The organism is Rothia nasimurium (genome assembly GCF_035916755.1).
GTDB lineage: Bacteria > Actinomycetota > Actinomycetes > Actinomycetales > Micrococcaceae > Rothia.
Map to the genome: position 1 here is coordinate 155,816 of NZ_JAYWIX010000008.1, position 20,223 is coordinate 176,038.

Annotated in this window: 22 protein-coding genes and 4 tRNA genes; 19 read left to right on the top strand and 7 right to left on the bottom strand. The window is 61.2% G+C overall.

Annotated features, from left to right (window positions below; translation table 11 throughout):
* Positions 1-643 precede the first annotated feature (643 nt).
* Entirely contained in the window at positions 644-1,555 is a 912-nt protein-coding gene (locus VSX42_RS10065; protein WP_326504155.1) for a 3-hydroxyacyl-CoA dehydrogenase NAD-binding domain-containing protein, read from the top strand.
* 2 nt (positions 1,556-1,557) lie between these two features.
* On the opposite strand, the gene VSX42_RS10070 is transcribed toward VSX42_RS10065, so the two are convergent.
* The 3 genes from VSX42_RS10070 to VSX42_RS10080 form a co-directional block, all read right to left on the bottom strand.
* The gene (locus tag VSX42_RS10070; protein ID WP_326504156.1) at positions 1,558-2,400 is read right to left on the bottom strand and encodes a sulfurtransferase; all 843 of its coding nucleotides are present in this window, start codon (positions 2,398-2,400) and stop codon (positions 1,558-1,560) included.
* A gap of 146 nt (positions 2,401-2,546) precedes the next feature.
* Positions 2,547-3,119, bottom strand: coding sequence for a hypothetical protein (locus VSX42_RS10075; protein ID WP_326504157.1), 573 nt, complete (start codon positions 3,117-3,119; stop codon positions 2,547-2,549).
* 30 nt (positions 3,120-3,149) lie between these two features.
* Entirely contained in the window at positions 3,150-3,866 is a 717-nt protein-coding gene (locus VSX42_RS10080) for a hypothetical protein (protein ID WP_326504158.1), read from the bottom strand.
* Between the two features lie 447 nt (positions 3,867-4,313).
* Between VSX42_RS10080 and VSX42_RS10085 the strand changes: the two genes are divergently transcribed.
* The 10 genes from VSX42_RS10085 (at position 4,314) to VSX42_RS10130 (ending at position 12,776) form a co-directional block, all read left to right on the top strand.
* The gene (locus VSX42_RS10085) at positions 4,314-4,820 is read left to right on the top strand and encodes an asparaginase domain-containing protein (protein WP_326504159.1); all 507 of its coding nucleotides are present in this window, start codon (positions 4,314-4,316) and stop codon (positions 4,818-4,820) included.
* Between the two features lie 70 nt (positions 4,821-4,890).
* Complete coding sequence (locus VSX42_RS10090) at positions 4,891-5,628, top strand: hypothetical protein (RefSeq protein ID WP_326504160.1); 738 nt, start codon at positions 4,891-4,893, stop codon at positions 5,626-5,628.
* A complete protein-coding gene (locus tag VSX42_RS10095) occupies positions 5,628-7,847 on the top strand; it encodes a RecQ family ATP-dependent DNA helicase (protein WP_418950792.1) in 2,220 nt (739 codons plus the stop codon). The genes VSX42_RS10090 and VSX42_RS10095 overlap by 1 nt, the downstream gene beginning before the upstream one ends.
* An 18-nt stretch (positions 7,848-7,865) precedes the next feature.
* Entirely contained in the window at positions 7,866-8,354 is a 489-nt protein-coding gene (gene tadA / locus VSX42_RS10100; protein WP_326504161.1) for a tRNA adenosine(34) deaminase TadA, read from the top strand.
* A 107-nt stretch (positions 8,355-8,461) separates the two neighbouring features.
* Complete coding sequence (locus VSX42_RS10105) at positions 8,462-9,115, top strand: TetR/AcrR family transcriptional regulator (RefSeq protein WP_326504162.1); 654 nt, start codon at positions 8,462-8,464, stop codon at positions 9,113-9,115.
* 65 nt (positions 9,116-9,180) lie between these two features.
* A tRNA-Ser gene (locus VSX42_RS10110) sits at positions 9,181-9,271 on the top strand.
* Positions 9,272-9,453: 182 nt separating this feature from the next.
* Entirely contained in the window at positions 9,454-10,092 is a 639-nt protein-coding gene (gene upp / locus VSX42_RS10115) for a uracil phosphoribosyltransferase (RefSeq protein ID WP_237207283.1), read from the top strand.
* Between the two features lie 461 nt (positions 10,093-10,553).
* Positions 10,554-11,327 (top strand): winged helix-turn-helix domain-containing protein, encoded by a 774-nt coding sequence (locus VSX42_RS10120; RefSeq protein ID WP_326504163.1) that lies wholly within the window; start codon positions 10,554-10,556, stop codon positions 11,325-11,327.
* 129 nt (positions 11,328-11,456) lie between these two features.
* Positions 11,457-12,239: an alpha/beta fold hydrolase gene (locus tag VSX42_RS10125; protein ID WP_326504164.1), complete on the top strand. Its 783-nt coding sequence runs from the start codon at positions 11,457-11,459 to the stop codon at positions 12,237-12,239.
* A 9-nt stretch (positions 12,240-12,248) separates the two neighbouring features.
* On the top strand, positions 12,249-12,776 hold the full coding sequence (locus VSX42_RS10130) for a SixA phosphatase family protein (protein WP_326504165.1): 528 nt from the start codon (positions 12,249-12,251) through the stop codon (positions 12,774-12,776).
* A 151-nt stretch (positions 12,777-12,927) separates the two neighbouring features.
* On the opposite strand, the gene VSX42_RS10135 is transcribed toward VSX42_RS10130, so the two are convergent.
* Positions 12,928-13,019: transfer RNA gene (locus tag VSX42_RS10135), tRNA-Ser, on the bottom strand.
* Between the two features lie 177 nt (positions 13,020-13,196).
* Between VSX42_RS10135 and VSX42_RS10140 the strand changes: the two genes are divergently transcribed.
* Complete coding sequence (locus VSX42_RS10140; protein ID WP_326504166.1) at positions 13,197-13,583, top strand: hypothetical protein; 387 nt, start codon at positions 13,197-13,199, stop codon at positions 13,581-13,583.
* Between the two features lie 110 nt (positions 13,584-13,693).
* Here the strand turns inward: VSX42_RS10140 and VSX42_RS10145 are convergent.
* Positions 13,694-13,784: transfer RNA gene (locus tag VSX42_RS10145), tRNA-Ser, on the bottom strand.
* A 170-nt stretch (positions 13,785-13,954) separates the two neighbouring features.
* Here VSX42_RS10145 and VSX42_RS10150 point away from each other — a divergent pair.
* The 3 genes from VSX42_RS10150 to VSX42_RS10160 all read left to right on the top strand — a co-directional run bounded on the left by VSX42_RS10150 (position 13,955) and on the right by VSX42_RS10160 (position 16,907).
* Positions 13,955-14,947 (top strand): NAD(P)H-quinone oxidoreductase, encoded by a 993-nt coding sequence (locus VSX42_RS10150; RefSeq protein ID WP_326504167.1) that lies wholly within the window; start codon positions 13,955-13,957, stop codon positions 14,945-14,947.
* Positions 14,948-15,107: 160 nt separating this feature from the next.
* Positions 15,108-15,593: a dehydrogenase gene (locus VSX42_RS10155; RefSeq protein ID WP_326504168.1), complete on the top strand. Its 486-nt coding sequence runs from the start codon at positions 15,108-15,110 to the stop codon at positions 15,591-15,593.
* A gap of 147 nt (positions 15,594-15,740) precedes the next feature.
* Positions 15,741-16,907, top strand: a complete 1,167-nt coding sequence (locus VSX42_RS10160; protein ID WP_326504169.1) for an acyltransferase — start codon at positions 15,741-15,743, stop codon at positions 16,905-16,907.
* Here the strand turns inward: VSX42_RS10160 and VSX42_RS10165 are convergent.
* Positions 16,904-17,110 (bottom strand): response regulator transcription factor, encoded by a 207-nt coding sequence (locus VSX42_RS10165; protein WP_418950793.1) that lies wholly within the window; start codon positions 17,108-17,110, stop codon positions 16,904-16,906. The genes VSX42_RS10160 and VSX42_RS10165 overlap by 4 nt on opposite strands.
* A gap of 19 nt (positions 17,111-17,129) precedes the next feature.
* On the opposite strand from VSX42_RS10165, the gene VSX42_RS10170 reads away from it, so the two are divergent.
* The 3 genes from VSX42_RS10170 (at position 17,130) to VSX42_RS10180 (ending at position 18,655) form a co-directional block, all read left to right on the top strand.
* Positions 17,130-17,444, top strand: coding sequence for an ATP-binding cassette domain-containing protein (locus VSX42_RS10170; RefSeq protein WP_418950794.1), 315 nt, complete (start codon positions 17,130-17,132; stop codon positions 17,442-17,444).
* An 87-nt stretch (positions 17,445-17,531) separates the two neighbouring features.
* Complete coding sequence (locus VSX42_RS10175) at positions 17,532-18,383, top strand: HpcH/HpaI aldolase/citrate lyase family protein (RefSeq protein WP_418950795.1); 852 nt, start codon at positions 17,532-17,534, stop codon at positions 18,381-18,383.
* A 35-nt stretch (positions 18,384-18,418) separates the two neighbouring features.
* Positions 18,419-18,655 carry a hypothetical protein gene (locus VSX42_RS10180; RefSeq protein ID WP_326504170.1) on the top strand — a complete coding sequence of 79 codons (237 nt, stop codon included), beginning with the start codon at positions 18,419-18,421 and terminating at the stop codon, positions 18,653-18,655.
* A gap of 119 nt (positions 18,656-18,774) precedes the next feature.
* Here VSX42_RS10180 and VSX42_RS10185 read toward each other — a convergent pair.
* Positions 18,775-18,849, bottom strand: a tRNA-Thr gene (locus VSX42_RS10185).
* Between the two features lie 145 nt (positions 18,850-18,994).
* On the opposite strand from VSX42_RS10185, the gene VSX42_RS10190 reads away from it, so the two are divergent.
* On the top strand, positions 18,995-20,131 hold the full coding sequence (locus VSX42_RS10190; RefSeq protein ID WP_326504171.1) for a histidinol-phosphate transaminase: 1,137 nt from the start codon (positions 18,995-18,997) through the stop codon (positions 20,129-20,131).
* Positions 20,132-20,223: the final 92 nt, after the last annotated feature.

Consider the following 20,223-nt stretch of genomic DNA (forward strand, 5'->3'; position numbering starts at 1 on the left):
ACCCGACCAAGCAAAACCTCGAAACCGGCAACCCGCAGGTTTTGAACCTCAGCGCCCGACCAGCTCGCACACCCGCAGGGCAGACAGACTTAGGGGTATGCATAATCTGCATTCCCTACCCCGCCGCCCAACAAGGGTGCGCGAAAGTGCGTACCCCATGGGGCCCCTCCTCTCATGGACCACCCCATGGGGCCCCTCTTTAGCAGGGCGTGACCCTATGGAGCCCCTCGACCCCATGGAGCTCCCCCTAATCCCATGGGCCTGCTACATCTGAGGGGTGAGGCCGATTTACCCAACGAAAACCCAACGAAAACAGAGCTACGTTGGCAAATTTAGGCGAATGATGAAGCGGCAAAAACATGGTATTTACCCTAGTCGTGGCGATATTGGTAAACATAGATGAATCTCGCTAAAACCCTATATTTCTAATCCGTGGGTCGTGGGTTCGAGCCCCACAGGGCGCACGCAAAAACCCCGCCTCACTAGGTAAAACTAGTGGGGCGGGATTCTTTTTGCTGTAGGTAATACAGTGAGGCGCCTGACATACTTCTTAATATTTTCTTTGTAAAGTTTCTCTTTTTGGGTGGGGTGGGCGTAGTATCTATTGCATCAATGAAATACCACTTCAAAGGAGAAGATGATCATGTCACGCGAATTCAACACCGTAGCTGTTCTGGGTACCGGCGTCCTGGGGTCCCAAATCATCATGCAGGCAGCCTGGCACGGCAAGAAGGTCTTTGCCTACGATGCCTTCCCCGAAGCCCTCGATAAGCTCTCCGACCGCTGGGCCTGGATTCGCCAGGGCTACGAGCAGGACCTTCCCGACTACACCCCCGAAAAGTTCGACGAAGCCATCACTCGCATCGTCCCCACCAGTGACCTCAAAGAAGCGGTTAGCGACGTCGATATCGTCATCGAGGCTGTACCCGAAAACCTCGACCTCAAGCGCGAAACCTGGGCCAAGGTAGGGGAGCTAGCTGACGAGCGCACCCTGCTCGCTACCAACACCTCATCCCTGCTGCCCTCTGACTTCGCAGACGCCAGCGGCCACACTGACCGCTTCCTGGCTATCCACTACGCCAACCGCATCTGGATCCGCAACACCGCCGAAATTATGGGCACCGCCAAGACCGACGAAGAAAGCATCAAGGACGCCATCCGCTACGCCGAAGAAACCGGTATGGTTCCCGTCTACGTCCGCAAGGAGCAGCCCGGCTACCTGCTGAACTCCCTGCTCATTCCCTGGCTCGATGCCGGTGCAAAGCTCTACGTCAATGGCGTAGGCACCCCCGAGGAAATCGATAAGGCATGGACTATCGCCACCGGTACCGAGTCCGGCCCCTTCGCCGCCTATGACACCGTGGGCTTCAACGTCGCCTCCCATATTGCCTCAGCGAGTGACGACGAGACCGTACGCGAGTTCGGTGCCAAGCTCAAGGAAGCTCTCGACGCTGGCTTCAGTGGCGTTGCCGACCGCAAGGGCTTCTACTTCTACGACGAGGACGGCAACATCACCGGAGTCAACGACTACTGGACCGACAACTTCGGCCGGTAGCGCTATCTCTCAACGGGGCGCAGGCCAGCTGAGTCCTCTGCGCCCCATTCAGCCCAGGAGCCGTCGTAGACGGCCAGCTCGGTATAGCCCGAAACATAGGCTGCTAGGGCGTCAATGCAGGCGGTCACGCCGGAGCCGCAGGAGAAAATCAGGGTTTCAGCATCCCCTGCCACTGCGTCCACGGCTGCCTTAACGTCTTCGGGGGCGCGGAAGCGTCCTTGCTCATCAAGCAGGGAGGTGAAGGGCAGGTTGACGGAGCCGGGAATATGCCCGGCTCGCAGACCCGGGCGGGGCTCGGGCACGGTACCGGCAAAACGTTCGGCGCTGCGAGCGTCAATGACGGCGGCGTCCTCACGTTCAGCAAAGGCTTTGGTGGTCAGGGCGTCAACGAAGAGGCCGCGGTCTTCTGTCACGAATGAGCCGGGAGTAAAAGGCCCCTCGTTGAGGGGGAGCTGGTTAAAGCCGGCTGCCTCCCAGGCGGGCAGACCCCCGTCGAGTACGGCAACGTTATCGTGCCCCATGGCTACAAACATGAACCAGCCGCGGGCGGCAGAGAACATGCCCTGGCGGTCGTACACCACGATGGCGGCGTCCTTGCTGATGCCGAGAGCGCGGACCTTAGCTTCAAAGTCCTCAGCATCCAGCATGGTGTGCACCCCCTCGGGGGCACTAAATTCACCGTCGATATCGAAGCGGCGGGCGCCGGGTATACCGGTGCTGGCGCCGGCGAACTCGCCGACGGAGGCGTCCAGAATGACCAGGTTGGGGGCGGCAATATTGGCTGCCAGCCACTGGGCTCCCACGATGGGGAAGCGCAGGTTAATGGCGGAGGTTTCGGGCATCATCAGCCTTTCAAGGGGGATTGTTACCCTCCCATGCTACTGACTCGGCCGCTACCCGCGAAAGGCTGCGCCCCGGTGTCCTGCCGTATCACGGGTAAGGACGCCGGGGCGTAGTAATCCGGGCAACCGAGGCTTTGGGGCTGGGCTGCTTAGAAGATGCCGCTTGCCTTGCGGCCGGTATCGGTCAGGGTGATGTTGCGGGAGTCGCGGTTCTGGTCGTTGCCGGTGGAGGTATCCCCGGCGATGCGGCCTACCTGGGTGACGGTGATGTAGCTGCGCAGGCGGCCCTCTGAGGTGAGGCCGTCACCGAAGTTGAGGTTGGCAACCAGCTGGGTTTCACCGGCCTTGACGGGGTTGGCCAGGGTGACTAGGAAGCTGCGGGTTGAGGTTGCGGCGTCAAAACCCAGGTCGCGGGTGTAGGCGCCGTTGAACCAGCCGGGGGTGATCAGGCGGTCAACGCCGGTGGGGCCCGATGCGGTCTTCACGTCGATGCGGAAGGAGACCACGGGGAAGTCGCCGTAGTAGCGCTCAGTGCCCACGTTCTTGAGGCGCAGGGCGACCAGGCCGGCGTAGCCTTCAGCCTTCCAGGATGAGACGGTGAGGACGGGCTCAAGGTCGTAGGCGGGAGTGGCTGCCTGAGCTGCAGTAGTGGCGAAAGCCAGGGAAGCGGTGCCCAGCGCTAGGGAGGTGATGGCGGTGCGACGGGTGATAGCGGTCTGCATGGTGGTACCTTCTCTCAAAGATGGGGCGGTTTAGTAGGAGTCAGCGGGGTTGCTGTAGAGCTTGACGGTGACCTGGTTCTTGATGGGGACGTTGGCACGCCAGGCGACGGGGTTGGACCAGGTGCCGTTGAGCATGCAGTACTGCTGGGTGCCGGTCATGGCGATGGTGCGGAAGCCGTAGGTGGCTTCTCCGGTGTAGCCTGCGGGTACTTCGTAGGGGCCGATGGTTTGGCCGACGCTCCAGGAAAGGGAGTAGGAGGCGTCGCCGCCAACGGTCTTTGCGATGGAGTAGGCGATGCCGGCATTGATGCTGCCTTTATCGAGGTTCTGGGCGCCACCCAGGTTGAAGGAAGCGGTTTCGGTCTTTGACCCGTTGACGCTCATGGTGACGGTCTGGGTCTTGGAGAGGTTCTGGGTGAGGTTGACGGGGGCTGAGGTGCTGTTGGTGGTTGAGATGGTACCAACGGGGGTGAAGCTGTCGGTTACCTTGTAGACCACGGTGCGGTAGTCTTCCCAGGCGTTGCAGACGGGGCGGGTGTTGAGGATGTTGGCCTTGATGTAATCGTTCTTGTGGTAGGTCTCCACAATCGGCAGGGTGGGGTTGAGTGCCGGGGTTTCGGGGTAGGTGTTGATGATGGTGCCGGAGCCTGCGTCGGTGGTGTCGGCGGCGCTGGCGGGTGCGGATGCCATGGAGAAGGCCAGTGCAGCTGCTGAGAGGGTTGCTGCTACTTTGGGTGCGAGCTTCATGGTTTTGCTCCTAGGGTGAGGTGGTGTGTGGGTGGGCCCTGATGGGCTTAGTGGTCATTCTAGGAGCGGGTTTTGGCGCACTTATGTCGCAGGTTAGGACGCCCTTGCTTGGGATAGGCGTGGGGTCTTGACTTTGATGGTGGGCAGGTTTATTTAGTGTTTGAAATATTGTTGGCTTTTCTTCAAAGAAGGGCGGACTTGTCCCTTAAAGTTGTGACGACTTTAAGATTGTATAGACTTGACGTTTTCGGGGTAAAATTTTGTGGCGCACCTTACTTTCCCTGTTGTTTACTTCGTGTTTACGGAGCGCCCCCTCACCCCGGTTCGCTATAAGCGAATTAAATCGGGGGTAGGAATCCCCGATTCCGCCCACCCAGCCGACCACGGGCGTCCGCTTGCCCCTCCACTAGACTTAGAAGCAAAACCCCGCAACCCCTCAAGGAAGCCATGCCCATCAACAACGCAGAAACCGTGACCATCCTGACCACCGGCGGGACCTTCGATAAGGTCTACTCCGTCGCCGGTGAACTGGAAATCGGCGAACCCTCAGTATCCGAGTTGCTCAGCTATGTGCTCACCGACACCGCTTTTGAGGTGCAAAGCGTACTCAAGCTCGACAGCCTCGACATGGTTGACGCCGACCGTGCCGTGCTGGTGCAGGCGCTCGACGCTGTAGAAAACAACCGCGTCATCATCACCCACGGCACCGACACCATGCCCGAAACCGCCCGCTACCTCGAAGCCAATGCCTCCCTCGGCAACAAGGTAGTTGTGCTCACCGGCGCCATGCAGCCCGCCTCCATGCGAAAGTCCGACGCCAGCTTCAACCTGGGGGCAGCCGTTGCCGCCCTCAACCTGCTCGACCCCGGCGTCTATATCTCCATGAGCGGCCGTATCTTCCCTGCCTCAGCCGTCAAGAAAGACCGGGCCCGCGGCATCTTCGAAATCGCGTAAACCCTGGTGAGTTGGGCGAAGGGTCGGTAGGCTTAAAACAAACCGACCGTCCACTGACCAGGAGGACCCCGTGAGCCAGTACCCCGGCAACGACAACACCACCGGTAACTACCAGCCCCAGCAGCCCCCTACCTACCCCAACCAGGTCCAGCCCCCGGCCTATTCAGCAACCCAGCCCGGCTACTACACCGAGCAGGGTGCCTACGCGGGCTACGCCCAGGCTTACGGTCAGGGCCTACCCGCCCACATGGATGCCCCCGAACGCCCACAGGCCCTCAAAACCGCCAGCCTCATTATGTACGTGATGATTGGCCTGGGCGTTCTGGGGTCTATTCTGGGCACTATCTTCTACCAGGAGATCCAGCAGGCAACGAGCAACAGCATCCTCTCCCTCTTCAGCGGGATGATGACCGAAGAAGACTTCGCTGCGGCGGAGGCTGAGCTATCTGCGAGCGCAGATACCGGTATCGCCACTGCCGGTCTCATTATGGGCCTGGTCTTTGGTCTTATCTGGTCTGCCCTGCTCGTATTCTTCACCATCATGATGAACAAGGGGCACAACTGGGCCCGTATCGTACTGACAATTGTCGCAGGATTTCAGATTCTCAACCTGCTCGTGGGCGCGCTGACACTGCTTCTGGTTTTCCACTGGACCATGCTGGTAGAGCTGCTCGCGGCTGTTCTCGCTATCGTCTTTTTGGTCTTCGTCTGGAAGAATCCCGTCTCAACCTACGTGCGTCAGATCAAGGCCTACCAGCAGTGGAAACTGCAGCAGGCCTACCTGGGCGCTGACCGGGGCCAGGGCTAGTGCCCCTGCCCCAACAGTCAGACCTGGTGGCGGGTGGCGTCCTTTCGCCCGGAAGCCTGCGGGATGAGGCTACCGAGCTCCTCGCCCGCCTGACCGGCAACCCCGCCGCCGCCTTCCATCCCGGCCAGTTCGAGGCCATTGAGGCCCTGGTGCAGCAGCGCCGCCGGGCCCTGGTGATTCAGCGAACCGGTTGGGGTAAGTCGGCGGTCTACTTCCTCTCCGCCCTGCTCCTGCGCAGGCGGGGGAGCGGGCCCGCCCTCATCGTCTCGCCCCTGCTGGCCCTCATGCGCGATCAGGTAGAAGCCGCTGCCCGCGCCGGGGTGCGGGCAGCTATGGTCAACTCGTCGAACGTGACCGAGTGGGAGGCCGTGCGAGCCCAACTAGCTGCCGGTGAACTCGATGTGCTACTGGTGGGCCCTGAGCGCCTCAACAACCCAACCTTCCGGTCTGAGTGGCTACCCGAGCTGGTGCGCACCTGCGGCCTGTTGGTCATCGACGAGGCCCACTGCATCTCTGACTGGGGCCATGACTTCCGCCCTGACTACCGCCGCATCCGCGACCTAATCGTGGCCCTGCCCGCCGGCGTCCCCGTGCTGGCTACCACCGCAACCGCCAACGAGCGGGTGGTGCAGGACGTTGCTGAGCAGCTCGGCACCCGGCAGCAGGGTAGTGTGGGCTCCGCTGACGACGTGTTTATTCTGCGGGGCCCGTTGTCTCGCGACTCGCTGCGCCTGGGTGTCCTTACCCTGCCTACCGCCAGCGGCCGCCTGGGCTGGCTAGCCACCCACCTTGGCAGCCTGCCGGGCTCTGGCATTGTCTACACCCTGACCGTTTCGGCGGCTGAAGATACCGCCACAGCCCTGCGAGCCGCCGGCTACGAGGTGCTGGCCTATACCGGTAAAACCGACCCCGACGAACGGCGTGAGGCCGAAAGCGCCCTGAAAGAAAACCGGGTCAAAGCCCTGGTCGCTACCAGTGCCCTGGGGATGGGCTTCGATAAGCCTGACCTGGGGTTTGTGGTGCACCTGGGTGCTCCCTCCAGCGCTGTGGCCTACTACCAGCAGGTGGGCCGAGCCGGTCGTGGCGCTATCAAGGCCGATGTGCTCCTGCTGCCCGGCAGCGAAGACAGGGAAATCTGGGACTACTTCGCCACCGCCTCCATGCCGACCGAAGAAAACACCGGTGCCGTGCTGGCGGCGCTGACCGAGGCAACCGCTGCGGGCACAGAACTGAGCGTGCCCGCCCTCGAAACCCGAGTCGATGTTAAGCGCTCTTCTCTTGACTTGCTCCTTAAGGTCTTAGCGGTGGAAGGGGCTGCGGAACGTGGCACCCGTGGCTGGGTTGCCACCGGTAATCCCTGGCACTATGACGCCCCACGCTACGCCCGGGTGCGTCAGGCCCGTCAGCGTGAGCAGGAAGCCATGCTGGCCTACCAGTACACCGATACCTGCCGTATGGTCTTCCTCGCCCGAGAACTCGACGACACCACAGCCCGACCCTGCGGCATCTGCGACGTGTGCGCCGGGCCCTGGTACCCCACTGGCGTTAACCCGGCCCTGACCGAGCAAGCCGGTTCCGCCCTCGCCCGCGTGGGCGTCCCTATCGAGCCGCGCGGCATGTGGCCCACCGGCCTTGACCGCCTGGTTCCCCAGGCGGTACACGAAGTTACCGGCAAACCCCTGCGTGGCAAAATCGCCGAGGCTGAACGCGCCAGTGAGGGCCGGGCCCTCGCCCGACTGACCGACCTGGGCTGGGGCAACCGCCTGCGCGAGATTTTCGCCCCCGGCCCCGATGGGCAGGCTGCGGACGGCCCCGTCCCCGCCGACCTGGGCCGGGCCAGCCTGCAGGTGCTGGCGGAATGGGGTTGGGAGGAGCGCCCGGTGGCAGTCATCGGGCTACCCTCGCCTGTGCGTCCGCAGCTGGCATCCTCGCTGGCCCGCGGTATCGCCGCAGCCGGACGCCTGACCGACCTGGGTGACTTTGAATTGGCGGACGCCCCCGCCCACTTCGGTGGTAACAGCGTCTTCCGCTGTGCCGGGGTGCTAAACGCCTACTGCCTGCCCCCGGCGGCGGCCGACTACCTGGCGACCAACCCGGGCCCGGTTCTTGTTGTCACCGATAGAATTGACTCTCGCTGGTCAACCACCGTCACCGCCCGTACCCTGCGAGCAGCCGGTGCGACCGCCGTCCTGCCCTATGCCCTGGCCATCACCCACTAAGCACGCGCCGAAGGAACCATGCCCCGATCCCCTCTGCCCACGCGTCCGCGCAACCTCCAGCACGAAGCCCTTATGCGCCAGGCCATCGGCCAGGCAAAGCTGGCTCTAGTCAGCGACGACGTGCCCATTGGGGCGGTGGTTGTGGACGCCGCGGGGCAGGTGATTGGGCGGGGCTACAACCGGCGCGAGGCGGACGCCGACCCCACCGCCCACGCCGAGGTTATCGCGATTCGGCAGGCCGCCGAACACCTGGGGAGCTGGCGGCTAGAGGGCTGCACTCTGGTGGTGACCCTCGAACCCTGCCTCATGTGCGCCGGGGCTATCCTACTGGCCCGCCTGCCCACCGTGGTGATGGGGGCCTGGGAAGAGAAGACTGGGGCCGCTGGGAGCGTCTACGACGTGCTGCGCGACCGCAAAGTCAACCACTGGGTAGAGGTCTACCCCGGGGTGCTTGAGAGCGAGTGCGCCGGGCTCCTGACTACTTTCTTTAGAAAACATCGCTCCTAGACCAAATTGCCCCTCAAACGTGTAGCAGAAAACTGCCTGCCCCACCCCGTCATCATGTATCTTTGAAAAAGAAACATTATTTTTTCAAATACCGCAAGGGGGAGGGCATGGCCGCGCAGCAGGCAGAAACGGTCGTCTACGCACACCAAACACCGGTGGTTGAGGCGAGCAGCCGCCGCCCCGGACGCACCAATAAGACCCAGCTTAAGCTCTTTGAAGCCGCCATGGACATTATGAGTGAAGGTGGCCCCATCGCCACTACCGTGGAAGACATCGCGGAGCGGGCAGGCGTTTCAAAGGGTACGGTCTACTACAATTTTGGGTCGAAGAAGACCATGATTGACCAGCTCCTGCAGTACGGTGCCAAGCTACTGTTGGCTGAGATGACCACGGTTGCCAGCAACCATGATGACCCCCGAGAAGCCCTGCGCAGTGCCCTGTACGCCGCCATCATCTACCTGAGCGAGCACCCCGGCTTCGCTCGGCTCTGGGTCTCAGAACTCTGGCGCGCCGGTGCCGACTGGTCGCCCACCACCGACCTGATTCGTGCAGACATCATGCGCTTTATCCGTGAGCTTATTAGCCGCCTGGCTACCCGCTACACCGTGCGCACAGACCGCTCGATCGAGGGGGTTTCACTCATTATCTTTGGTGCGGTCTTCATGCTCTCTATGGACGAAACCCGCCACGGCGCTGAGCGCACCCCCGACGAGGGGGCCGAGCTGGCTATGCTCACCATCGACGGTTACATTCAGAGCTAGGGCCCTGCCTGCTGGCCCCACTGAGTTGAGTGACCAGGGTATCTAGGGTAAAATTTCCAGAGTTTGGTGACGTGTCCGAGCGGCCGAAGGTGCAACACTCGAAATGTTGTGTACGGTAACCCCGTACCGAGGGTTCAAATCCCTCCGTCACCGCCAGCAATAAAAACCCGTTTCCCCTAGTGAGAGCTAGAGGGAGCGGGTTTTTTCATGCCTAAAAAAGGCCCCGCCACGTAAATTTGGCAAAAATCTGACATAAATCTGTTAGACGATGATACCCCTGTGATACTCGTTTGCTCTCCAACTCTTTCCGGGCTAACGGCCAGTGGTAGCTTTTAACTATGCGTATTAAAGTTCTGGACCACCCCCTGGTTGACCACAAAATTACCGTTCTTCGCGATAAGAACACCCCATCCCCGATTTTCCGCCAGCTTGTTGACGAGCTGGTCACCCTTCTGGCTTACGAGGCTACCCGAGAGATTCGCGTTGAGCCCCGCGAGGTCGAAACCCCCGTTGCTACCACCGTTGGCTCCCACATCGCCAATCCTCGCCCCCTGATTGTGCCGATTCTGCGCGCCGGTCTGGGCATGCTAGAGGGCATGACCCGCCTGATTCCTACCGCTGAGGTGGGCTTTCTGGGCATGGCCCGCAATGAGGAAACCCTGGATATCGTCACCTACGCTGAGCGTCTCCCTGAGGACCTCACCGGCCGTCAGGTCTACGTGCTTGATCCCATGCTGGCAACCGGCGGCACCCTGATTGAGTCCATCAAGTTCCTGCGCGCTCGCGGCGCTGAGCATATCACCTGTGTGTGCGTGCTGGGTGCCCCTGAGGGTATTGAGGCCCTTGAGAAGGGTGTTGATGGCCTTGAGAATGTCGACCTCTTCCTGGCTGCCCAGGACGAGCGCCTCAACGAGAAGGCCTATATTGTGCCCGGTCTGGGCGATGCCGGTGACCGCCTATACGGGGTCGCTGAGTAGGGATTTTAGTTCACTGCCTTAGCCTAGGGACAGCTCGCCAGACGGCGGGCTGCCCCTGTTTTTGTAGGGGGGCGGACGCCTGTTGGCGGCCCGGTATGTGATGGCAAATATATTGCATGGTGAGATTTGCCCATAAAAAGGTATTGACATTTGAATTTCAGACGTTCTAGTTGTCTGGTTTTTTCAGTAGGTAAAAATATGCAGAAAACCGGGAGTGTCAAGGCTTTGTTTAGAACATAGGGTGTAAAAGTATGCCGTAGAGTGTAAGGATTTTCATGTTTGCTGACCCTCGCTCGGGGGCTAGACTCAGATAAGTTGAAAAAATACGCGAATATTACTTGCTTTAAATACAAATTCGGACAACGATTAAAAGTAGACAGCAGGCCCACTCACACACGGGGTTTGCTGTCTAGTGGAACCACACACTAAAGCTCAACTCACACAGGGAGAAGGTAGGCAAAATGTCAGGTGCACCGGGGTATGTTCACATCTCGCAGCGCAACCGTTCTGCCGCTCAGCGCCAGCAGGGTGTAGCCGGTCATAGTCGTGGTATTGCAAAGCAGCAGCCCGCTAATCTTCGCCCTATGACCTACAAGCCTGAGCCCCCGCGCGCAGCTGCGCAGGAGAACGAAGCTCGCGGTTTCGTCATTTATGTTGGCCTCAGCGAAGAAGCTGCCGCTAACCACGGAACCTCTTTGGTGCGAATCGTCCAAGATACCCGCGCCTACGTGCAGAACCAGGTGCCTGGTGCAGAGTCCTACGCCGCTGTGGCGCTGGCCCCTGCCGATGCGCAGGGTAGCGACCTTGAGGTCGTCCGCAATGCTCTGGGGGATCCCACCGCTGTGCACTACCAGCCTGAGGCGGTACCGGCGTCCGCCCATCACAGTGGCGAGGACGCCAAGCCCACCCACTCAGTGGGCGTGCTGATTGATCTTTCCCGCCGCGAGGTTTACCTGGATGGCGAACTGCTCAACCTCACCTACAAGGAGTTTGAGCTCCTCAACTACCTGGTTGAAAACGGCCAGCGCACCGTTGCTCGCGAAGAGCTGCTCACCAGCCTGTGGCGTGACGCTGAAGAAATCCCCAATGAGCGCACCATTGACGTGCACATTCGTCGTCTGCGCTCCAAGCTGGGCCGCCTATCGAATACCGTGCGTACTGTGCGCGGCCAGGGCTACCGCTTCTACGAGCACCCCGAGGTTGTTGTCTGGGCAGCACCGGAATACTCCATCTAGGCTTATACCTACCGTGCGAAGAGCGTCGCACTCAGCTATTCAGGCTGGGTGCGGCGCTCTTTATGTGCGCGGACGCTCTCGCCCTAGCTACCTGCTACCGGGGGAGCGGGCGGTAGTAGAGTAGAGGGCATGACTGTTCCCTCTCTGAAAACTTCTCTTGTTGGCTCTGGGCCCATCAAAACTGTCTTTTTGCACGGTCTGCTGGGGCGGGGTAAGAACTTCACCCGTATTGCGAAGGGGCTGGGGGAGGGGGTTCAAACCCTGCTTGTTGACCTGCCCAACCACGGGGCTAGCTACTGGACAGAGAGCTTCGACTACCGGCAGATGGCAGATCTGGCGGCTGAAGCCGTTGAAGAATTCGGGGCTGGGGAGCCTGTGGTGCTGATGGGCCACTCGATGGGTGGCAAAATCGCTATGCTGCTGGCCCTGCGCCACCCCCACCTGGTGAGCAAGCTGGTGGTGATCGATATTGCCCCGGGGGAGTCCAAGGGCAGTTTTGAAATTCTCATGGATTCTATGCTGAACCTGCCAATTGCCACCTACACCACCCGCTCCCAGGCTGAAGCTGACCTGGCAGTCAACGTGCCAGCTGCCGGCACCCGAGCCTTCCTGTTGCAGAATCTAACCATGTCAAAGGCTGGTAATTCCTGGGAGCCCAACCTGCAGATGCTCCGTCGCCACCTGCCCGAGATTATGGGCTGGCCGGGCGCTGACGGAGTTTTTGAGAAGCCGGTGCTGTGGGTTGCAGGCGGTGACTCCCCTTACATCACAGAAGCTGATTTTGAGCCCATGAAGAAGCTCTTCCCCTTGGTGCGCCGTGTGGTGATCAAGGGAGCCGGGCACTGGGTGCACTCTGAGAAGCCCGAAGAGACCATTTACCTGCTCAAGCGCTTTATCGGCCTCGACGGTTAGGATGGGTGTATGACCGATTTCGCCCTGCCACGTCACGATGCCCGCACCCTCATTATCATGCGCCATGCTGAAGCTGACTGGGGCCTTGACGACTTCAATCGCCCGCTGACCCGTCATGGGAGTGAGCAGGCCCAGCGGGCCGGGGAATGGCTGAAAGAGAAGGGGCTGATACCCGAGATGCTGGTCAGCTCAGCGGCACTACGCACCAGGCAAACCACTACCTGGGTGTCAGATGCCCTGGGGGAAAAGGCCCCCACCGCCAGCCTGGATGAACGCCTCTACAACGCACCGGCCTCAGCCCTGCTGACCGCTATCAACCGCACCCCCGCCGGGGTGCAGTCCCTGATGCTGATTGCCCACCTCCCCGGAGTTCAGGACGCAGCCCTGCAGCTGGCCCGCCCCGATTCAGAATACGAGGCGCTGATGGATGCCTCCTACGGGTATGCACCCTCGTCCCTGACTGTTTTTGAGGTAAGCGGCGACTGGGACCAGCTGATTGAGGGCGAGGCCCGCCTGACCCATTTCGCAAGCTTTTAGCGGGAGCTGACGGCGGGCGTCCGCACCTGTGGTGCTAGCCCCCAAATGTGGCGGCGGCAACGCCACATTTGGCGGTGATCACCACACATAACAGCTGGGTACCGTGAAGGTGCAGAAAAACCCCGGTCGACCAAGGTCAACCGGGGTTTCGTGGCGGAGACGGGGGGATTTGAACCCCCGGTCGAGTTTAACCCCGACCCTTCATTAGCAGTGAAGTCCATTCGGCCGCTCTGGCACGTCTCCATAGTCTGTGTAGAGGCTCGTCAACGTGGCCTAGCAACACAGCTCTACCCATACTAGCGACAAAAGTAGCGGCGGTCAAAACCCCGTGAGATACAGGCGCTAACCCTGGAGCTTGCTGTGGGCCACTTGATAAAATGGCACAGGTAACACTCAGTACCCAACGGTAAGGAAATTGGCGTGTCAGAATCGTACAACCAGCAGAATCCCCAGAATTCAGGTCAGAACTACGGCTCCTACAGTGCGCCCAGCGAGCAGCCCTACGCCCAGAACTACAACCAGCCCTACGGCCAGGTTGCTGTAAACCCTGAGGGGCAGAAGCACGCCCAGAACGCCATGATTTTCGGCATTCTGTCCGTCGTGATTGCGGCCCTCGGGATAGTTTTTGGTCCCCTGGCTCTTTCCCAGGCCCGTAAGGCTGAATCCTACGGGGCTGAGGCAACCGTCGGTAAGGTCACCGGCTGGATCGGTCTGGTGCTGGGCATCCTCTCCCTGCTCTTCATCATCGCCTACATTGCCTTTGTTGTTATTTTGATTGGCACCGCCGGTACTTCTTCTACCTACTAGCACTAGAAGTCTTTTACCTAGAGAGTGGGGGGGTAGGCTGAGGCCTGCCCCCGCTTTTGTCTCTAAACCCGGGCATGAAAAAGCCCGCTTCCGTACGGAAGCGGGCTTCGTGGCGGATGGTGTGGGATTTGAACCCACGAGACGGGGTTGCCGCCTACTGGTTTTCAAGACCAGCTCCTTCGGCCGCTCGGACAACCATCCAAACTGTGCTGAGCACTTTTACCATGTTACACAGTTGCCGCCCTAAAGCAAAATAGTGGCCTTTGTGCCCTTGCTCTCGTTAGGCTGAGGTATAAGGGTGGGCAGCGAGCGTCCGTCCGCCCATCTGCCCCGGTAAGGGGCAGGAAAACCTGTCTGAGAAGGAGTTCCCCATGCATGCCATCCTCGAGGAAGAACACGGCGGCCCCGAGGTGCTGGTCGTGAGCGAGCAGCCTACGCCGACACCCGGCCCCGGCCAGGTGTTGCTACGGGTGGCGGCCAGCGGGGTCAACCGGGCGGACGTCTCCCAGCGGCAGGGTTTTTACCCTCCGCCCCCTGGGGCTAGTTCTATCTACGGCCTGGAGGTCTCCGGTACGGTGGAAGCCGTGGGGGAGGGTGTCGATGAGGGCTACCTGGACCTGGAGCGGGTTGCCCTGCTCGCTGGCGGTGGGTATGCCGAGTACGTGGCGGTGGATCTGAGCCATACCCTGCCGGTGCCCGAAGGCACCAGCCTCGAGGACGCTGCTGGCCTGATTGAGGTAGCTGCAACGGTCTACTCCAACCTGGTTCTTACCCTGGGGGTTGCACCCCGCCCCGAGGGTAACGACGGTAAAACCCTGCTCATTCACGGTGGTACCGGCGGCATCGGCACCCACGCTATTGAGCTAGCGCGCGCCCTGGGCTTGCAGGTTTTTGCCACCGGCGGTAGTGATGAAAAGTGCGATTTTATCCGGGCGCTGGGCGCTGAGGCTATCAACTACCGTACTCAGGACTTTCGCGAAGCCGTCCGCCAGCTTACGGACGGACGCGGGGCCGACTACATCCTGGACGTTGTGGGCGGAGCCTACTTGGAAGAGAACATTAAGACCCTAGCGGTAGATGGCTCTATGGCCGTCATTGGCCTGCAGGGTGGACCCAAGGGGCAGCTCAACCTGGGCTATATGCTCCCGCGCCGCTTGAGCGTGCACGCCACCTCCCTACGCTCGCGGTCAGCTGCTGATAAGGCCCGCATCGTGGACGGTGTGGGGCAGCTCGTATGGCCCCTCATCGAAAGCGGGGAAATTTCGAACCATACCAGCGCTGCCTTCCCGCTTGAGCGGGCTTCAGAAGCCCACGCCCATTTAGAAGCCGGGGAGCACCGCGGCAAAATCCTGCTGATTTCCTAAGGCATGGGCGTCCGCGCGCCTGCCCACTGATCGGGTAGGTACCATCGCAGTGAGAAAAACCCACGAACTAGCTGGGTATTTCTGACTACGATGGTACCTTCTCCTGGGAACAGTGATGTTAGGGTAACCTAAGTATGTAGACCTCGTGAAAGGAGTAGCCGTGGGTATCAAAGACTTCCTGCAGGGCCGCAGAGATGACGCCGAACTCGGCAAAGGCCTCTGGCGCCGCGCCCACGACCGCTTCGTCCGTGGCCTCGACCGCTTCCACCAGATTCTTGAACGGGTGCCCGCCGGGCCCACTCTTGAAGAGCTCGTCCCCCTAGCTAACGAGTTGGCTGACCTGCTGCCGCGCGTCCGCACTATCGCTACCGAGGCCCAGCGCCTGGCCCCCAGTGAATCAAACGATATCCCTGCTTCCCCCACCGGGGTGTACTCCGACCTTCACCGGGCGCTTTCCAAGGCGGGTAACTCCCTGGCCCTTTGTGCTGAGGCCCTGGCTATGACCCGTTGCGCCGGCGCCTGCGGCACCGACTGCACCCGCACCGCCACCATTGCCCGCAGGGTTGAAACGGTCCAGCAGCACGTTGCGGACGCCGAAGCCCGCCTCGAAGCCGCCCGGCAGGAAAGCCTGACCCCGGCGTCCTGACACATTCTGTCGCCTATATCGCGTAGCTATCCCCTAAAAAGTGCCTGCCTGGTGCGGTGACAAGCCGGTAAGGTAGTTGGGTGCCCGTTCGCGCTTTCTCAGGGCACCGCTACACGCCGCACCTGATTCAGAGGGGATTTCTACGCCATGAACCGCTATGCCCACATTGATGCGATGCGCGCTTTTGCGGTGCTTCTGGTGGTGTTTTCCCACGCCGGGCTGACCTTTGTGCCGGGTGGGTCGGGTGTAACAATTTTCTTTGCTATCTCGGGCTTCATTATCACCTACCTGCTGCTGCGGGAGCGCGATAAGACCGGCGGGTTCGACCTAGCAGGCTTCTACATTCGCCGCCTGCTCAAAATCGCCCCGCCCCTGATTCTGGCGATCGTGATACCTACACTGGTCTATCGATCGATGGGTGGGGCCGTCGATACCCTGGACTTCCTGGGGCAGGTCTTTTTCTTCTTTAACCTGCGCTACCTGGACTCGCAGATTACGGTGTTGCCGGGTACGCACGTGATGTGGTCCCTGTCGATTGAAGAGCAGTTTTACCTGGTCTTTGCCCTGATTTGGCTGGTGCTGGTGCGCTGGACCGCCTACCGGCGGGCCCTAGCCCTACTGGGTGTAGCCGTGGTGCTCTACTCGTCGCTGTCCCGCTGGGTTCTGCATGACGCCGGCACTAGCGCCGACCGCATCTACTTCGGCACCGACACCCGTATGGAGGCTATTGCCATCGGCATGCTCACCGCCCTGTGGTACCACCGCTACGCCGCGGACGAGATGGTGCTGGGGCGCGAGGTCGTGGGCCGTCGCTACCGGTCGGGGGCCCTGATTCAGGGCGGACGCACCATCCCGCTTCTGGGGCGCAACTGGGTGCTTTTTGCCGCCCTGGGGGTCTACCTGCTGACCCTGGTGATTCGCGATGATACCTTCCGTGATACGGTGCGCTATTCGCTCCAGGCCTGGGCGGCGTCCGCTGTGATGCTCTGGGGCCTGGTTGCTTCGCGCCAGCCCCTGGGCGTTACGGTACACCGTTTCTTGGCCTGGCGGCCCCTACAGCTGATTGGCCTGTCGAGCTACAGCATTTACTTGGTACACGACGTGCTCTTTAAGGCCCTGGAACCCCACCTGCACGGGCTGCCCACCCTGGCTCAGGTCGCCCTGCTAGCCCCGCTTGGCGTGGCCGCCGGTGTGGCGATGTACCTGGTAGTCGAAGTGCCGGTGATGCGTTTTAAAGACCGCTACTTCGGGGCGAGCTGGAAGAAGCAGGCGGCAGCGGCCGATACCCCCGGCCCCATGGGAACCAAGAGCTAGAGCAGCCCCTCGCTCCGGGCCGCAGCGATTGCTGCTGTGCGGTTATCGACGCCCAGCTTGGTGTAGATATGCACCAGGTGGGTCTTCACCGTGGCCTGAGAAATAAAGAGAGCCTCAGCCAGCTCCTTATTGGTCGCACCGGTAGCCAGCAGCTTGAGCAGCTCCATCTCTCGGGCCGAGAGAGAAATAGCGGGCCGCTGCATACGCTCCATCAGGGCCGCCGTGATCCCGGGCGACAGCGTCCGCTCACCCCGCGCCGTCGCCAACCGCCGCGTACACCAGCTCTCCGGCGGCCAGCGTCAGCGCGTCAACATCGCCCGCGCCCTCATGGGCTCTCCCTCCCTGCTCCTGGCCGACGAACCCACCAGTGCCCTCGACGCCGAACGTTCCGCAGCCATCGTCGAACTCCTCGCCAAGGTCACCGTCGAGTTCAACACCGCAACCCTCATGATCACCCACGACCTTGAACAGGTGCAGCTCACCGACCGGGTCGAGCACATGGTCGACGGCCGCCTAGAAGGTTCATCGGCAGTCTAGGTTTTACTCTGAGAGACAGCCATCCCCGGGGGCAAGCGGGCAGGGTAAACTTGAAGAGGTCAAAATAACCTTTACAAGGACACACCCGTGATTAACTTTCACCGCAACGAACGCGCAGCCTCCCTGCCCGCCCGTCTCTCCCGCTCCTGGCTGCTGGTCTCTGCCGCCGCAAGCGAAGAAACCATCGCCGCAGCCCTTGAATCTGAGGCGGACTCGGTCATCATCGACCTAGAGGACGGCTGCCCCGAAGAGCAGAAGGACGAGGCCCGCGAGCACATTATCGAGATGCTCAACAATGGCGCTTCCGCCTGGGTGCGCATCAACGGCATCGCAAGTGACCACTGGTCCAAAGACCTTGAAGCCCTCAACCGGGCGAGCGGGCTCAAGGGCGTCATGCTGGCCATGACCGAACACCCCGACCACGTCACCCGCACCGCCATGATGCTCCCGGCAGGTACCCCCGTCATCGCCCTGATCGAAACCGCTCTGGGCATGGTGAACGTTGTACGTATTGCCAAGGCCCCCGGCACCTTCCGTCTGGCCTTCGGCGTGGGCGACTACCGCCGCGATACCGGCGTCTCAGCAGACCCTATCGCCCTGGCCTATGCGCGCTCCCAGCTGGTTCTGGCCTCCCGCGTGGGCGGCCTGGCTGGCCCTATCGACGGCCCCTCCGTCGGCAAGCACGGCGGCGACTTGCTCAAAGACTGCGCGGTAACCACCAGCCACGGTATGACCGGCAAGCTCACTCTCGACCCCGGCCAGACCGAAACCATCAACGTGGGCCTGGCCCCCAGTGCTGACGAAATTGAATGGGCCCGAGAACTGCTCCAGAAGAGCGAAGGCGACTCCGTGCCCAAGGACGGCTCCTACCTGCCCCGTCTGGCCCGTGCCCGCAAGGTCTCATCGCTGGCCAAGACCTACGGCCTGTGGCGTAGCTAGAAGAACTCCCAGGTGGCAGCGATAGGATAGGCAGCGTGAAGAAATATCTTGGTTTTCAAACCCGTAGGACGCCCAGCGACGGCTTCTCCCGCGGATTCCTGCTGCTCTTTGCCCTGCTCCTCGTGCCCTCACTGGCCCTCTGGGGTTTCTACCGCTGGCTCTTCGCCAACGACACCCACCTGCTGGTAGTACCTTTCCTGGCGGTTATCACCGCCTGGATTTGGGCCTACCTGATTGGCTACGGGGCCGAAAACCACCTGGACGAAGGGTAGCCCACCGCCCGAGGCACAGGGCCCGGGAAGGCGGGGTGGCGCGTCCGCCCGGTCTCAAACCGGCAGCAAAAATCTCGCGGCCCACACCTGAACCGGTGCGGGCCGCGAAATTTTGTTGATGGAGCCCCCAGTCAGATTCGAACTGACGACCTTTTCTTTACGAGGGAAATGCTCTACCCCTGAGCTATGGAGGCCTGTTCCTACCCCTTTATCAGGGGCGAACGAAAGAAAACTTTACCAGAAAGAGAGGGCTGCAACCACCGGTTGCGTGCACCGCTGACCAAAAGAGCGGTACCCCCAACCCTAGATTTTGTGGCCTGCAACACTAGAATGGATAGCATGACAAGTTCACAGCGCTCCGGGCTGCACCCCCGCCCGGTTTTCAATCAGCTCCCCAAGTACGCCGCAGGTAAACCTCCGGCACCGGTTGAGGGGATTACCCAGTACAAGCTCTCATCCAACGAGAACCCCTTCGGGCCGGTAGCCTCGGTCGCTCAGATTCTGGCTGAGTTTGATACCGTCCACCGCTACCCCGACCCGCTCTCAACTGCCCTGCGTACTGCGCTAGGGGAGCACCTGGAGGTTGACCCCGAGGATATCGTCACCGGCGCAGGAAGCCTAGGTGCCCTGACCCAGATTCTGACCACCTTTGCAGGTACCCACGCCGACGGTGTGCAGGACGAAGTTATCTACGCCTGGCGTTCCTTCGAAGCCTACCCCATCTGCGTTGGCCTGGCCGGTGCTAAGAGCGTGCAGGTGCCCAACCTGCCCAACGGCGCCCATGACCTAGATGCCATGGCTGCCGCCGTAACCGACCAGACCCGCGTCATCCTTATCTGCACCCCCAACAACCCCACCGGCCCGGCCGTCACCGAGTCCCAGGTGCGTGACTTCCTAGCCAAGGTGCCCAGCGATGTGCTCGTGGTGATTGACGAGGCCTACTTCGAGTTCTGCGCGGCCTCCGAGATTCCTGAAGGGCAAGAGCCTCCCGTCAACGGCCTGGACGTCTACCCCGACTACCCCAACGTCGCTATTTTGCGCACCTTCTCCAAGGCCCAGGGCCTGGCGGGCTTGCGTGTGGGCTACTCCATCACCCACCCCGAGGTCACTGCTCACCTGCGCGTGGGCGCCACCCCCTTTGCGGTGAGCGCCCTGGCTGAAAAGGCCGCCGTGGCCTCCCTCGAACACAACGATGAGGTTATGGAGCGCGTGGAGCACCTGGTGGCTGAGCGTGAAAAGGTCGTCGCTGGGCTCCAGGAGCTGGGCTACTGGGTACCCGAAACCCGGGCCAATTTCGTCTGGCTCCCCCTGGGCGAGCACTCGGCAGCCTTCGCCGCTCTGGCAGAAGCTAACGCCCTGTCCGTGCGCGCTTTTGCGGGCGAGGGTGTGCGCGTGAGCATCGGTGAGGACGAGGCCAACGCCCGCCTGCTCAAAATCGCAGCAGAGTTCGAAGAGCGCACCACCAAGCCCTTCTAAGCGGGCACACGGATAGGTGGGTGGGGACTATCCCTGCCCACCTATCAACTTATTTGCAATTAATCCCTCAAAATTCTAAAAATAGACCCTCT